Below are 13,276 nucleotides of genomic sequence, written 5' to 3'. Positions count from 1 at the left end.
TCCGGGACGACAGCGGAGGAAAACGGCCGCGCCGGTGGACGGCGTGAGGATGAATCGCTTTCACATCTCAAACAGCCTGGGGACGTGCGACCATAGCCTCGCGGCGCATCACGCCCGAGTGCTGGATCGACAGGTCCCTCTGATCAAAGACAGAGGGCGCAGGGAAGACCGGGTGCTGGCCGCAACCCATGGCCCCCGTGCGTGAAGAAATGCACGGGGCAGGAACCACAGGTACGACCGGTGCATTCCGGCCTTCCCTGCGCGATGGTTGGAACGGTGTCCTTCGTGCTCTCCCTGGGGATCGGGCTCTTTTGCCCCCATCGCCCGCGCGTGCCGTCAAGCAACTGACCGCGAACTTGACCTCAGCGTCGAGAGGCCAGGACCACACGACTTCTCCGTCCGCAGCGACGCCGGTCGTCCACCGTCGCCGCTACGGCCACCGCATCCCTGCCCCGACGTTCGTGACGACGCGTACGCCCCTCTGCGATGAGGCAGGATGCGTGCAGTATTGCTGATTTTCGGAATTTGTCAAGAGGGACGATTGATTGTATGTTGGACAGGCAGCTGCAGCTTACGGCAAGAGAATTCGATAGTCGCGAACTCCCAAACTGGACAGTCTTGAGAATCGAACCTTTTAAATTCGCGATCTGCCGAAAGCGCACTGGTAACAGGCTGAAAGTTAGGTAACGCTGGGCGCATTAGCTCCACTGCTTTCGGCGCTACGACGAGCGACTCTTGTGCACTGCCCCAAGATCCCTGTACAACTAAAGCGCTTGGCGGTTATAGCCGCCAAGCGCCTTTTCTAAGCTGGTCACTTTCCGTTTAAAGGCCCAACCGGCCCCGTACCCAATCCCAACACGCCGACGCGATGGCCGCGACGGACAGAATATCAGCTGCAGCGTACCGACGGCGCTCACAAAATGGGCACGCCAGTGTAGCGTTACCTGCAGCGGAACGGCGAGTTGTTGCCGACCCGCTGCGTCTACGAAGAGGCTTCGTCGCCTGGCGGCTACGGCGGCGAGATTTATTCTTTCTCATGCGCAGTGCTCCTGGGTTGCTGGAGCACCTCATTGATCAGAAATTTCGAGGCCTGTCGGCAGCACGAATTTTGGCAAAGGATAGAAAATGGCAAAACGTCAAAATGTCGCAGATCGTCGTGGTCGGTCGATCGCCCTCCCCCCCTCCCGCATCGGCCGACTGCTCGTTGCCTTAAGGGAGTCCGTCGGAAAACGTAGCTTGAATCCCCACGCACATCCGGAGTTTAGAAAGAGAGTTCATACACTTAAGCGGCTTGGCCTCTCCAGGATAGAAGCGTCTGATTGGATACAAGCTATTCATGGCCACCAAATATCCCCGGATCAACTGCGCCGCATCGAAACGGGTACAGGGCACCGGCCTTCACAGGAGGCCTTGAGGGCAATTCTTACCGCCTATGGACTGTCAGCGGAGGAAGTGAATGCTGTTGTTGAGGATCCAAATCTAACGTCGATGTTAGGCGCGAACCCTCATCTGATGGCAGCTTGGCGTATGCGCAACTTAGCCCTCGGCGAATTCGGCCCAACCATTACCGAAGCGCTGAGAGTTGACGATTTTGTATCTACCTGGATAGAAATGGAGAAGGCTGCCTCGGGCGGCTTCCGCGATGGTGAAATCGTTGTCATCGTAGACCATTCTATTGTGGAGCCACCCGAGGATTTTGAAAAGCTAGCGAAAGCAGCCGCTGACCAGAACGCTCAGAAGATAGCGGAAGGCATTCGCGGGTGGACCGACAATCCAACATTCTGTTTGCTCTCCGTGAATGAACCTCAAGACGGCGATCAACTCGACTATGCTATTCGGTCAATAACAAGCGAGATAGGAGCCGACGCTGAAGAGCGACCTCAAATCACGTTAAGACTTCAGCATTCATGGTATCGATATAACGTGATTGCTAAGCAAGCGGCTGGTGCCGCGCATCGGTGGCGTGCTTTGCAGGAAGCGACAATTCCCTTGAAGCCGGAGCCGTATCTTGCATCCGGCATTGGCGTTTGCATCAACGTGATCTGCGACGGCGGACGATCCATTGTGATTGGCCAGCGGTCGTTCGACGAAACGTTTCGGAAAGGCGAGCTCGACATTGCCGTCGTCGAAGGCATCCGCCCATCTGCCGAAGGCGCAGGATCAACCACGATTACGGACGCGGCTTATAGAGCTCTGTCCGAAGAACTGGGCGTAAACAAGAAAATTCTTAAGCGCTCCATTGACGAAATCGTCAAACGACTGGTCATTTTCGAGTTTGGCTGCGATCTAGAGTACTACCAATTCAACTTTTTGGCCTTCGCGGAAGTTGATCTTGACTTTGAGACCCTTTTTCACGCCTGGCAAAAGGCAAAGGATCGCAAAGAAAATCAAACGCTGCATCGAATAGCGTTCGACGAAGCCGAGGTGAGAGATTTCGCTACAAAAAACCCAATATGGTCTTCTGGAATTGCGTGCGCACTTCGAACTTTTGACTACTACTGATTAAACTCGCACGAAAAGATGATTCTTCTACGACACCGATCGCGAACGCCGTGAGGAGCGATCGCGTCGTCTCCCAGCCCCGCGTCGCGCCTCAACACACTTTGCGCTGCGATTCCACCTGTCGTTTGAAATTGTCGAGAATGGCCTGCCAGCCTTGCTGTTGCATCTCGACCGGGTGCGTCGTTTCAGGATCGAAGACAACGCGAACGAGAACGCCGTTCGGACCGGTCTCGAAATGGACGTCCGCTTTCCGGTCGCCGAAGGCGTAGGCGATCAGCTTGTGCTCGACGATCTTCGTGTAGGTGCCGGCGAAGTCGAAGCCCATGCTGCCGTCCTTGGCTTCCATCCGCGAGGAGAAATCTCCGCCCTCCCGCAGGTCGACCGTGGCCTTGGTCGTATGCCAGTCGTCCGACGCAGCGTTCCACTTCACGATGTCGGCCGGCGTCGTATAGGCGCGCCAGACCTGATCGATCGGGGCTGCGACGGTGGTTTCGACGGTGATCCGCATGACCATTGCTCCTTTGTTCGATTTGACGGCTCGCTGCAGACGTGCAGGAGTTTGTGCTCGAAGGACGATACAGACTGGCAGGTCCCGACAGACCGTAGAACAAATCTTGCCTCCAGGGAGGCCGCAGGATGTCGATGGGACAAGCGATACGAGCGTCAGTCGTTGCCGCCACCGCGCTGATCGGCGGCGCGCTTGGGGCGGTCGGTCTCGGCTACGCGGCCTTGGCAGCCGGCTTCTTTGCTCTCAGTTTCGCGCCTAGGGGCATTCACAGCGACTGGAGCATTCTCGCGCGAGCCGATACAAGGATACAGCTGGTTGAAACATAGGTTGAGCATACTTCGCAGAGAATGATTGCGCACGCAAATAAATACAATTATCAATTGAATTATTTTCTGTTGGAGATCGTAGTTCATGGATTTGCCAACGTTTTTGCGAGACACATTGGGCACGAGCCCTCAGCATAGACGTTTTTACCATTTTACTGACAGAAAGAACTTGGACTCCATTCGTGCGTCCGGGCTGCTATGCACCTACGAACTGCGTCGCCGAAACATGCTTGGTAACGTTACAACCGGGGGGGATTCGAATAGCCTCGCAAGCGACATTGCAAGCGGCACAGACAGGTATGTTTGTCTATGTTTCACGACTGGTCACCCGATGACCTATATCGCACGTACCCAACGTGGGCTTGATCCAGTCTACCTACACATCAATCCGAACGTGCTTCTACTACCAAATGTGATGATTACAGCCGCTCCGTCGAACCAAACAGGCGTCGCAAAGGTTGCAGCCGCTTCTGCTTTGGACAATTTGGACCTTGAGGTAATTTAGAAGCGCACGGACTGGAAGCTGCCTGAGATTCAAGCAAGGTTGAAAATCGCAGACAAGTATGAACTCTTAATACCCAACGGCATCGCCGTGAGTGATATCGTACACGGATTATAGTCGCAGGGAATGGAGCTAAATGGCTGAAAGACCCGTGTTTGTACCATCACTGACCGGCTCTCAACTCGTTCAACTCATATGGATTAAGTTTCCTTGGCACCCCGGACTCGCCGCATCCCAGAAGAAGAAAAACATTGTGGAACTTCATGGAGCGGCAGCCACGCGGGGCCTCGAGCCGTTACTGGAGATATCAAGCAAGTCTGACGAGAAGGTGGGCCGAAATCTCAGCGCGTTCCATTTAAAGCTAGCAATTGACGAACGCGAAACCACGGTCGAGTGCGCATACCAAGGTAGCAAAGTCTTTGAGCATGGCGGCCCTTACGTTGATCTATACTGGAAAGAAAGCCGCGAAGCCAAAAGAGACCCCCGCCTGAGAGACTCTGGAAAGCTTCTAAGCTTTGAGTTTGAAGGCAAAAAGTATCCGATTGCGCCAATGACGGTGTTTTACGATTGGCTTTACTTTAAAGCCCTCTATCCACACCGTGCTTGGATAGAGAAGCGCGAAGAATGGGCAGGCTTCACCGACATAGAGTTCAATCCGGAGCGCTCAATCAACTGCCAAGCGCGCTCGTTTGCAGCCTTTATCGCATTACAAAAGCGCAATGAGCTTGATGTAACGGTTGCCAGTTTTCATACGTTCAGGGCCAGGTGGGAGGCGGCTGGGCTATAGTAAGCTATAGTCCAGTAATTATATCGAGGCGGCGTGACGACTGACCTTACGCCTTTCAGGCCGTTCGGTGTTGCGGCCGCAGCCGCAGCACCGCTGCCGGCAGATTGGCCGCCAGCCATTCCGCAATCGCTCCCTGCTTCCTGTGATACGCCAGCCCAACCGCCACCACCGCGACGCCGATCAGCGATAGCGCGAACGGGAACAGCAGCGAGTCCTTGAAGACGACGTCGGCGAGATGGCCGAGATACATGGTGATGCCGATGGCGCCGAACACGGCGTAGGCGCGGCGGACGATGATCACGGCCACGGCCAGCAGACCGACATTCATCAGGCAGTAGATCGCCTTGCCGAGCTCGGTGGCGCCGTCGGTGGCGCTGATGCCGCCCCAAAAGGCCATCAGGCCGAACAGATGCAGCCAGAAACCGAAGTCGCGGTTGTTGCTGGTGTAGTCGACGATCCAGGCCAGGCTGAGCATGCCCAGGCCGAACCAGATCGAGACGATGCGGCGCATCTCCCAATCGATGTGGCTGACATTGAAGATCCAGGGCGTGAGGTCCATCGACATGAACCACAAGGCGACCGAGATGACCGCATAGATGAAGGGCACGCGGTAGAAGCGCAGCGCGATCGCGCCCGCTGCGATGGTGGCGAGCTCCATGAACAGCCAGCTGCCCTTGATCCAGACGTAGAAGTCCTGAACCGTGCCGGGCTTGCCGAACCTGCCCCACCAGCCGAGCTCGGCCTGAATGCCGTAGACGGCGAGCGGCGCCATGGACACGGCGATGGCGATCAACAGGCCGCCGGGGACGCGCAGACTGCGGCGCCAGAGGTGGTCGCCGGCGAAGCCGAAGGCTGCGGCATAGGCGAGCGCGCAGGCGGTCAAAGCGCGGCCGCCCATTTGTGAGAAGGCCACCGTCGAGAACAGGCCCATGGCGCCGATCACGATCAGCGCGCCGGCGTACCAGAGCAGATGCGCGGCATCGAATTTGGCGCGGGGGGTGTCGGTGGAGGAGGCGCGCTGGTGCAGGTAGGCCAGCAGGCGTTGCAGCTCGTCCGGGCTGATGGCGCCAGCGCTCGATGCGGCGCGGAGGTCGGTTTCGGAATAGGACATCGTCGTTACCTCGGGTGGTCCGCCGGCATTCGGGCACGGGTGGCCGGTCGCGCCAACGCTGCTCGCGTTGCGCGTCCCGGGCCGACGCCGGTGTGGCGGATAAGGGTGAGTGTAGCGGAACGTGAGCGGCGTTCAAGAAATATTTTGAGCGCTGCTCAAAATGTTTCCGAGGTCAGGGCTCAGTTCCCGCTCCCGCGCATCGGTTCCTGTCCGTGGGGCCGACGCCCGCACGTCACCCTCGGTGTCATTCCCCGCGCAGGCGGGGAATCCCGTACGCCGCGGCCTCTCGATCAATCACTGCCGCCTCTGGAATACTGGATCGTCCGCCTGCGCGGACGATGACAGATGGGGTGGAACGAGCTTTTTCCGCGCCATTGCGAGCGAAGCGAAGCAATCCAGAGTCCTTGCTCCGGCCCTGGATCGCGTCGCGGAGCCCGTCATCCGGCCGCGCTTCGCGCGGACCGGGTGGCTCGCGATGACGACCAACCGCGGCGCGAGGTCTGCGGCTAACGCTGTCGATGCCCCCCGCCCCTCAATCCTTGAAATACGGCTCCACCGGGCCGTGGACCTTGATGGTCAGCGGGTTGCCGTGGCGGTCCTTGGCGGTGCCGGCGGCGACGCGGATCCAGCCTTCGCTGATGCAGTATTCCTCGACATTGGTCTTCTCGGCGCCCTTGAAGCGGATGCCGACGTCGCGCGACAGGATCTCCGCGTTGTAATAGGGGCTCTTCGGATCGACCGAAAGGCGGTCGGGGAAGTTGAAGGTCTCGTTGTCGCTCACAGCAGTGCCTCGATCTCTTTCTTCAGCGCCTCGGGCGTGGTGGTCGGCGCATGGCGCGACACCACATGGCCAGCGCGATCGACCAGGAATTTGGTGAAATTCCATTTGATCGCCGAGCCCAGCAGGCCCGTCTTCTCGCCCTTCAGGAACTTGTACAGCGGGTGCGCGTGCGTGCCGTTGACGTCGATCTTCGCGAACAGCGGGAAGGTGACATCGTACTTCGTCGAGCAGAACGCGCCGATCTCCTCGGCCGTGCCGGGCTCCTGGGCGCCGAACTGGTTACAGGGAAATCCGAGCACGGCAAAGCCCCTGTCGGCGTAGGCGCGGTGCAGCGCCTCGAGGCCGCGATATTGCGGCGTGAAGCCGCAGGCGCTGGCGGTGTTGACGATCAAGAGCACCTGGCCCTCGAAGCGCTTCAGCGGCACCTCTTCGCCGGTCAGCGCGGCCGCGGTGAAATCGTAGATGCTCGCCATCAGCCGAGCACCGGATCGATCGGCGACGGCGGCGTGCCGCCGGCCTCGATGGCCTCGCCCGCGGCGAGGCACATGTCCTCGCGGAAGCGCTGGCCGACGAGCTGGATGCCGACGGGGACGCGGCCGACCATGCCGGTCGAGACCACGAGGCCCGGCAGGCCGAAAAAGGGAATCGCGATCTGCGTCAGCTGGGCGTGCCAGACCTGCTTGAAGGAGTCCTCGTCCTTGCGGTCGAGCTGGTCGGCGAACGGCAGCATGCCCGACACCGGCATCAGCAGCAGCGGATGCTGCTCCATGAACAGGAGCCACTGCCGGGTCAGCGCGGCGCGACGCGCCAAGGTCGCCGAGAGGTCGAACGGATAAACCTTGTCACGGTTGCCGCGCAGGCAGGCGAGCGCGCCGGGGTCGCCTTCTTTCTCCGCGGCGGCGAGCTGCGCCTCGTAGCCGTCGCCGAGCCAGAGCCGGCTCTGCAGCAGCGCGGCCTCCTGCATCGGCGGCGTGTCCTGGATCTCCTCGACCGTCCAGCCGGCGGCCTCGAGGCGCCTGGCGGCGTCGCGCAGCGCGGCGACCACTTCGGGCACCGGGTTCAGGCCATCGGGATTGACGCAGAGCGTGACGCGCTTCGGCAACGGCGGTCCCTCGAGCGGCACCGGCATCCACCAGACATCGCGGACATCGCGCGCCGACATCGCCGCGAGCGCGATCCTGACGTCATTGACGGTGCGGGCGAGCGGGCCTGAGACCGCGCTGATCTGCGGGCCGATCGGACGCTCCGGCAGGCAGGTGTTGAAGGCGGGGATGCGGCCGACCGTCGGGCGCAGGCCGTGGATGCCGCAGGCATAGGCCGGGTAGCGGACTGAGCCGGCGATGTCGGTGCCGTGGCCGATATGGCCGATGCCCGCGGCGGTGGCCGAGCCGGCGCCGCCGGAGGAGCCGCCGGGGGTGATGCCGGGGTCGCGCGGGTTCTTGGTGTGGCCGTGGATGAGGTTGCTGGTGAACCAGCGATACGACACCGCAGGCGTATTGGTGCGGCCGAGCAGCACGGCGCCGGCCTTGACGAAATTGTTCACGACGGGGTTATGCGCCGAGGCGATCGCGTCCTTCTGCAGGTTGAGGCCGTTGGTGGTGGCGTAGCCTTCCTGGTCGACATTGACCTTGATCGTGACAGGCACGCCGGCGAGCGGTCCCGGGTCCTCGCCGCGCGCCAAGCGCGCGTCGATGGCGTCGGCCTGCTGCAGCACGTCCTCAGGCCGATGGTCGATCACGGCGTTGATCGCGGGGTTGACCGCATCCAGCCGGGCCAGCGCCGAGGTCGCGGCGTCGCGCGCGGAGACCTGTTTCGACTTGATGAGGGCGGCAAGGTCGGCAGCCGGCAGGCGCCAGAGATCGGTCATGGGGGACTCCGTGGTGGTCTGGCGTTCTTAGCGCGGCGGATGCGACGGAGAAAGCAGCCCATTGCGTGGTGGGCTATGCAAGAGCAGCCCCCTCGCCTGCGCCAGTCTCACCGTGCAGAACCGCGGGAGCGCTGGCGCCCGCGGCCGTCCTTCGAGACGCCCGCCTCCGGCGGGCTCCTCAGGACGAGGGTTGAGCTTGTGGCGAGCGCACGTCGCAGCGCGCCCCACTTCTTCCCCTCATGGTGAGGAGCGCCGCGTGCGGCGCGTCTCGAACCACGAGGCCCCCAAAGCTCCCACGGGGATCAATACCCGTCCTGTATCGATCGATCCGGAAACAGGCTTGGTCAAGCCTGGCAATCGACTTTAAGAGCTGAAGCAACAACATCACAAAGGGGGAAACAGATGATCAGATCGGGCACCATCATGGCCGCTACATTCGTCCTCGCCGCCGCGGCAACGCTGGCGCCGCGCGCAGGGTACGCCGAGACCTACGCCTATGTCGGCAATGCCGACAGCAACGACATCAGCGTGTTCAAGTTCGATGCTGCCTCCGGCGAGATGACGCTGGTGCAGACCGCCGCGTTCGTCGGCGTCGAGAAGCCGGGCGCGTCGACCCCGCTCGCGGTCAGCCCGGACAAGCGCGTGCTGATCGCGGGCGTTCGCTCGCAGCCCTTCCAAGCCGAAAGCTTTGCGATCGACGCCAAGACCGGCCAGCTCACGCATCTCGGCAACGGCCCGCTCGCCGACAGCATGGCCAACATCGCCTTCGACCGCACCGGCAAGGTGCTGTTCAGCGCCTCCTATGGCGGCAACAAGGTGGCGGCGAATCCGGTGCAAGCGAATGGCGTCGTCGCAGCGCCGAGCCAAGTGATCCCGACCGGGCTGAATGCCCACGCCGTCCTGCCCTCGCCCGACAACCGCTTCGTGTTCGCGACCAATCTCGGCTCCGACCAGGTGCTCGGCTTCGCCTTCGATGCCGCCACCGGCACGCTGACGGCCAAGGACGCGCTGACGGTGAAGACGCCGGAGAAATCAGGCCCGCGGCACTTCATCTTCCACCCGAACGGCAAGTTCATCTATCTCCTGCACGAGCTCAACGCCGATCTCGCGGTCTATGCCTATGACGCCGATAAGGGGACGTGGACCGAGCAGCAGCGCGTCACCACCCTGCCCCCGGGCTTCACCGGCAAGCCCTGGGCGGCCGATCTTCATGCGACGCCTGATGGCACCTTCCTCTACACGTCAGAGCGCGGCTCCAACACGCTGGCGGCGTTCAAGATCGAGGCGGCGAGCGGGCGCGTATCTCTCATCGGCAGCGTGCCGACCGAGACCCAGCCGCGCGGCTTCGCCATCGATCCCACGGGGCGCTATCTCGCCGCCGTCGGCGAAGTGTCGAACGGCATGACCGTGTACAAGATCGATCCGGCCAGCGGCGCGCTGGAGAAGGTGAAGTCGTATGCGGTCGGCAAGAAGCCCAATTGGGTGGAGTTCGTCAGCTTGCCGTGAGCGGCGGGTGGAGAGAGCGAACTTGTGGCCATTCTTCGAGACGCGCGCCGGAGGCGCGCTCCTCAGGATGAGGGCGGAATATGCGGCGAGGATTGTTCTCCGCATTCCTCTCCGCACACCGGACTGTTTACCCTCATGGTGAGGAGCGCCGTTTTCGGCGCGTCTCGAACCATGAGGCCCGCTGCGGCGCGGCATTCCCCAGGGCGTACTCAGTCCCTATATACAGCGCCATGAGCATGCCCGCCGCCCAGCCTGACCGACATCCCCTCGCGGTTCAGAATCCGGAACTCGATGACGCCGCGATCCGGCGGCTGGTCGAGACGTTCTACGGCCGTGCGCGAGAGGACGCGCTGATCGGGCCGATCTTCAACCGCACGGTCGAGGATTGGGACGAGCACATCGGCAAGATCAGCGATTTCTGGTCGTCGATGTTCCTGAAGACAGGCCGCTACAGTGGCGCGCCGATGCGGCCGCATCTGTTGCTCGAATTGCACGGCCCGCATTTCGACCGCTGGCTGCAGCTGTTCGAGGCGACGGCGACGGACCTGTTCCCGCCCGAGCTCGCCGAGCTCTTCATCGTCCGCGCGCGGCGGATCGCCGACAGTTTCGAGATGGGAATCGCCAGCACGCGCGGCGAACTCGTGCGTCCTCGGCATTCCGTCTGAGGCCGCGTTCGATCAGCGGCCGTGCCGATGCGCTCAATGGCGTGTCATCGATTGCGCGCTCATGTTGAAGATCGCTTCCGAGAACGGAAACTCCAGCACGATCTCGCCGTCCTCGTCGGTGACCTCGATGACGGCCGTCATCAGCGCCGCGTTGCCACCTTCGGTGCGCAGCAGTTCCTTGATCATGTCGCGTGCGACTTCCCAGGCGCGGTCGGGATTGCGCAGCACTTCGCCGTCGGTGTCGGAGACCAGTTCCTCGCCGATCCGTGTGTTGAAGAAATATCGGGGCATCGTCAGTTTCCAATGGGGTCGCGCGCTGGGGTTTTGAAGTCTCAAACGTCTCACAACTGCTTTATCCAGCCCATTCCGCCCCCAAATCTAAGGGCGGAACAGAACGGCCATGCGAAGCCATCGATCACGAATTCGTTGTTTTCGCGGCTCCTCCGGGCGAAAACGACAACAACTCGCGGGTGCGGCTTTGCACTGCAATAAACGGGCCTGAGAGGCTCAAACAAAAAGATTCCACTGGCGAACTTTTCGTAGAACGGTAGTTTAATTCGGAGGACGACAACCGTCCCGTCGTGAAGGAGAGGACAATGGCCTGGAAAGCTCCCAAGATTGTTGAAGTGCCGGTCGGCATGGAAATCAACATGTACGCTTGCGCCGCCCGCAAATAATTCGCGGGTGTGACGTCCAGGTCCCGCTGGGATCAAGTCCCGCTGGGATCGGGACGTCGACGCTTGAGGGTGGGGATCTGTGATCGCGTCCGGGCACGCGCCCATGCGAAGGTCCGATATCCCACCCTCGTCGCTTTCCTGACCTGCCAATCCCCCGAGATTGCTCGTCATCCTGCCGCCGGTAATCGCGTGCGCCACCACAGCTGAATTCCAGGAGACGGCTCATGCTTCGCCTCGTCGTCCTGGGCGCCGCCGCGGGCGGCGGAGTCCCGCAGTGGAATTGCGGATGCGCCGTGTGCCGCGCCGCGCGCACCTCACATCCCGAGATCCAGAACAGCCAGGCCTCGGTCGCCGTCAGCGCCGACGGCGCCAACTGGTTCCTGATCAACGCCTCACCCGACCTGCGCCAGCAGGTGACCGCCACGCCGCAATTGCATCCGAAGCCAGGCGCGCTGCGCCACAGCCCGATCGCCGGCGTGATCCTGACCAATGGCGAGATCGACGCCATCACGGGCCTGCTCTCGATGCGCGAGAGCTCGCCGTTTTCGATCCATGCGCATCCGAAGGTGCTTGCGATCCTCAAGTCCAACAACATCTTCGATGTGTTGAAGGAGGAGAACGTCAAGCGCGTGCCGATCGTGATCGACGTGCCGTTCCGCCCGCTCTTGCAGGACGGCTCATCGTCGGGTTTGGAAATCACGGCCTTCGCCGTGTCCGGCACCAGCGCCTGGTATCTGCGCGACAAGCAGCATCCCGGCGGCAGCGCCTCGGCCGGCGACACGCTGGGCCTGAGGATCGAGGACGTCGAGAGCGGCCAATATGCCTATGTCATCACGGCCTGCGCCGATGTCGACTTTGACTTGAAAACGAGATTGAAGGGCGCGCCGCTGGTGCTGTTCGACGGCACGGTGTGGCGCGACGACGAGATGATCCAGGCCGGACTCGGCAACAAGACCGGGCAGAGCATGGGGCATATCGCGATGTCCGGAGACAGCGGCGCGATCAGGCAGCTGTCGGACCTCGGGATCGGCAGGAAGATCTTCCTGCACATCAACAACTCCAATCCGGCGTGGCTGCACGCCTCACCCGAGCGGCAAACGTTGGAACGCGAGGGATGGGAAATCCCCGCTGAAGGGATGGAGATCGTGCTGTGAGTGAGGTCAATCTGAGCGGAATGACGGCGCTGTCGATCGGACGCGGCGTCACGCTGAACAATGCTGGGGAGCTGGAAGCGGCGCTGCGCCACATTGGGGCCACGCGCTACCACAATCACCACCCATTCCATAAGCTCTTGCACGGCGGCAAGCTGAACAAGGGCCAGGTGCAGGCCTGGGCGCTGAACCGCTACTACTACCAGTCGACGATCCCGCTGAAGGACGCGATGGTGATGACGCGCTTCCGCGACCGCGCCACGCGGCTGGAATGGCGGCACCGCATCGAGGATCATGACGGCGATATCGGCAGCGAGGGCGGCATCGAGCGCTGGCTGAAGCTGACCGAGGGCCTCGGCCTCGACACGGCGTATGTCGAATCCACCGAAGGCATCCTGCCGGCAACGCGCTTCGCGGTGGAGGCCTATGTGCATTTCTGCCGCGACCGTTCGCCGCTCGAGGCGATCGCCTCGTCGCTGACGGAGCTGTTCGCGCCCGGGATTCACGAGGAGCGCATCTCGGGGATGCTGGAGCACTACGACTTCGTCAACAACGACACGATGAGCTACTTCAAGCGCCGCCTCACCCAGGCGCCGCGCGACGCCAACTTTGCACTGCATTATGTCAAGGAGCATGCGACCACGCCCGAGCAGCGCGCCGCGGTGTGCAACGCGCTGATCTTCAAGACCAACGTGCTGTGGGTGCAGCTGGATGCGCTGTATCATGCGTATGTGGAGGGCCACATCCCGCCGGGCGCATTCGTGCCGAAGGAGAGGTAGCATGCGCGTTGTGGACCACCGCTGTCGTACCACGATAGGTGCGCCCCCCTCCCCCTTGCGGGGAGGGGTCGGGGGTGGGGGTCCACACGGGCAGTCTTTAGATCGGAAGAGCAC

The 13,276-nt window shown here is 61.8% G+C and carries 15 protein-coding genes; 8 read left to right on the top strand and 7 right to left on the bottom strand.

The genetic code is table 11. From position 1 onward, the window contains the following. Positions 1-1,125: 1,125 nt before the first annotated feature. A complete protein-coding gene (locus ACQR1L_RS34265; protein WP_434862319.1) occupies positions 1,126-2,502 on the top strand; it encodes a helix-turn-helix domain-containing protein in 1,377 nt (458 codons plus the stop codon). A gap of 91 nt (positions 2,503-2,593) precedes the next feature. Here the strand turns inward: ACQR1L_RS34265 and ACQR1L_RS34260 are convergent, their stop codons facing one another. Both ACQR1L_RS34260 and ACQR1L_RS34255 read right to left on the bottom strand, forming a co-directional pair. After that, a complete protein-coding gene (locus ACQR1L_RS34260) occupies positions 2,594-3,010 on the bottom strand; it encodes an SRPBCC family protein (protein ID WP_434862318.1) in 417 nt (138 codons plus the stop codon). Positions 3,011-3,165: 155 nt separating this feature from the next. After that, complete coding sequence (locus ACQR1L_RS34255) at positions 3,166-3,423, bottom strand: hypothetical protein (RefSeq protein ID WP_434862317.1); 258 nt, start codon at positions 3,421-3,423, stop codon at positions 3,166-3,168. Here ACQR1L_RS34255 and ACQR1L_RS34250 point away from each other — a divergent pair. Next, positions 3,422-3,841 (top strand): DarT ssDNA thymidine ADP-ribosyltransferase family protein, encoded by a 420-nt coding sequence (locus tag ACQR1L_RS34250; protein WP_434862316.1) that lies wholly within the window; start codon positions 3,422-3,424, stop codon positions 3,839-3,841. The genes ACQR1L_RS34255 and ACQR1L_RS34250 overlap by 2 nt on opposite strands. A 133-nt stretch (positions 3,842-3,974) precedes the next feature. Next, entirely contained in the window at positions 3,975-4,625 is a 651-nt protein-coding gene (locus tag ACQR1L_RS34245; protein WP_434862315.1) for a DarT1-associated NADAR antitoxin family protein, read from the top strand. Between the two features lie 55 nt (positions 4,626-4,680). Here the strand turns inward: ACQR1L_RS34245 and ACQR1L_RS34240 are convergent, their stop codons facing one another. From ACQR1L_RS34240 to ACQR1L_RS34225, 4 genes are all read right to left on the bottom strand, one after another. Beyond that, a complete protein-coding gene (locus tag ACQR1L_RS34240; protein WP_434862314.1) occupies positions 4,681-5,736 on the bottom strand; it encodes a hypothetical protein in 1,056 nt (351 codons plus the stop codon). Positions 5,737-6,268: 532 nt separating this feature from the next. Next, the gene (locus ACQR1L_RS34235; protein ID WP_434862313.1) at positions 6,269-6,517 is read right to left on the bottom strand and encodes a DUF3297 family protein; all 249 of its coding nucleotides are present in this window, start codon (positions 6,515-6,517) and stop codon (positions 6,269-6,271) included. Continuing rightward, positions 6,514-6,990, bottom strand: a complete 477-nt coding sequence (locus tag ACQR1L_RS34230; protein ID WP_434862312.1) for a glutathione peroxidase — start codon at positions 6,988-6,990, stop codon at positions 6,514-6,516. The genes ACQR1L_RS34235 and ACQR1L_RS34230 overlap by 4 nt, the downstream gene beginning before the upstream one ends. Continuing rightward, positions 6,990-8,384, bottom strand: a complete 1,395-nt coding sequence (locus ACQR1L_RS34225; RefSeq protein WP_434862311.1) for an amidase family protein — start codon at positions 8,382-8,384, stop codon at positions 6,990-6,992. The genes ACQR1L_RS34230 and ACQR1L_RS34225 overlap by 1 nt, the downstream gene beginning before the upstream one ends. Positions 8,385-8,786: 402 nt before the next feature. On the opposite strand from ACQR1L_RS34225, the gene ACQR1L_RS34220 reads away from it, so the two are divergent. Both ACQR1L_RS34220 and ACQR1L_RS34215 read left to right on the top strand, forming a co-directional pair. Further along, a complete protein-coding gene (locus ACQR1L_RS34220; RefSeq protein WP_434862310.1) occupies positions 8,787-9,890 on the top strand; it encodes a lactonase family protein in 1,104 nt (367 codons plus the stop codon). Positions 9,891-10,120: 230 nt separating this feature from the next. Continuing rightward, positions 10,121-10,555: a group III truncated hemoglobin gene (locus tag ACQR1L_RS34215; protein ID WP_434862344.1), complete on the top strand. Its 435-nt coding sequence runs from the start codon at positions 10,121-10,123 to the stop codon at positions 10,553-10,555. A gap of 33 nt (positions 10,556-10,588) precedes the next feature. On the opposite strand, the gene ACQR1L_RS34210 is transcribed toward ACQR1L_RS34215, so the two are convergent. Then, positions 10,589-10,846, bottom strand: coding sequence for a DUF6894 family protein (locus ACQR1L_RS34210; RefSeq protein WP_434862309.1), 258 nt, complete (start codon positions 10,844-10,846; stop codon positions 10,589-10,591). A 305-nt stretch (positions 10,847-11,151) separates the two neighbouring features. Here ACQR1L_RS34210 and pqqA point away from each other — a divergent pair, with 305 nt between their 5' ends. The 3 genes from pqqA (at position 11,152) to pqqC (ending at position 13,162) form a co-directional block, all read left to right on the top strand. Further along, on the top strand, positions 11,152-11,232 hold the full coding sequence (gene pqqA / locus ACQR1L_RS34205; protein WP_012029362.1) for a pyrroloquinoline quinone precursor peptide PqqA: 81 nt from the start codon (positions 11,152-11,154) through the stop codon (positions 11,230-11,232). Positions 11,233-11,456: 224 nt separating this feature from the next. Further along, positions 11,457-12,386: a pyrroloquinoline quinone biosynthesis protein PqqB gene (pqqB, locus tag ACQR1L_RS34200; protein WP_434862308.1), complete on the top strand. Its 930-nt coding sequence runs from the start codon at positions 11,457-11,459 to the stop codon at positions 12,384-12,386. 20 nt (positions 12,387-12,406) lie between these two features. Further along, positions 12,407-13,162 (top strand): pyrroloquinoline-quinone synthase PqqC, encoded by a 756-nt coding sequence (pqqC, locus tag ACQR1L_RS34195; RefSeq protein ID WP_434862343.1) that lies wholly within the window; start codon positions 12,407-12,409, stop codon positions 13,160-13,162. Positions 13,163-13,276: the final 114 nt, after the last annotated feature.

The organism is Bradyrhizobium sp. HKCCYLR20261 (genome assembly GCF_051168435.1).
Lineage (GTDB): Bacteria > Pseudomonadota > Alphaproteobacteria > Rhizobiales > Xanthobacteraceae > Bradyrhizobium.
This window is presented reverse-complemented; position numbering and strand designations above follow the sequence as displayed.

Excerpts from the sequence above, each read along its gene's own strand:
- pqqA (WP_012029362.1), top strand. The coding sequence starts at position 11,152 with ATGGCCTGGAAAGCTCCCAAGATTGTTGAAGTGCCGGTCGGCATGGAA.
- pqqB (WP_434862308.1), top strand. The coding sequence starts at position 11,457 with ATGCTTCGCCTCGTCGTCCTGGGCGCCGCCGCGGGCGGCGGAGTCCCG.
- ACQR1L_RS34255 (WP_434862317.1), bottom strand. The coding sequence starts at position 3,423 with ATGAACTACGATCTCCAACAGAAAATAATTCAATTGATAATTGTATTT.
- ACQR1L_RS34240 (WP_434862314.1), bottom strand. The coding sequence starts at position 5,736 with ATGTCCTATTCCGAAACCGACCTCCGCGCCGCATCGAGCGCTGGCGCC.
- ACQR1L_RS34260 (WP_434862318.1), bottom strand. The coding sequence starts at position 3,010 with ATGCGGATCACCGTCGAAACCACCGTCGCAGCCCCGATCGATCAGGTC.
- ACQR1L_RS34230 (WP_434862312.1), bottom strand. The coding sequence starts at position 6,990 with ATGGCGAGCATCTACGATTTCACCGCGGCCGCGCTGACCGGCGAAGAG.
- ACQR1L_RS34245 (WP_434862315.1), top strand. The coding sequence starts at position 3,975 with ATGGCTGAAAGACCCGTGTTTGTACCATCACTGACCGGCTCTCAACTC.
- pqqC (WP_434862343.1), top strand. The coding sequence starts at position 12,407 with ATGACGGCGCTGTCGATCGGACGCGGCGTCACGCTGAACAATGCTGGG.
- ACQR1L_RS34250 (WP_434862316.1), top strand. The coding sequence starts at position 3,422 with ATGGATTTGCCAACGTTTTTGCGAGACACATTGGGCACGAGCCCTCAG.
- ACQR1L_RS34215 (WP_434862344.1), top strand. The coding sequence starts at position 10,121 with ATGAGCATGCCCGCCGCCCAGCCTGACCGACATCCCCTCGCGGTTCAG.
- ACQR1L_RS34220 (WP_434862310.1), top strand. The coding sequence starts at position 8,787 with ATGATCAGATCGGGCACCATCATGGCCGCTACATTCGTCCTCGCCGCC.
- ACQR1L_RS34225 (WP_434862311.1), bottom strand. The coding sequence starts at position 8,384 with ATGACCGATCTCTGGCGCCTGCCGGCTGCCGACCTTGCCGCCCTCATC.
- ACQR1L_RS34210 (WP_434862309.1), bottom strand. The coding sequence starts at position 10,846 with ATGCCCCGATATTTCTTCAACACACGGATCGGCGAGGAACTGGTCTCC.
- ACQR1L_RS34265 (WP_434862319.1), top strand. The coding sequence starts at position 1,126 with ATGGCAAAACGTCAAAATGTCGCAGATCGTCGTGGTCGGTCGATCGCC.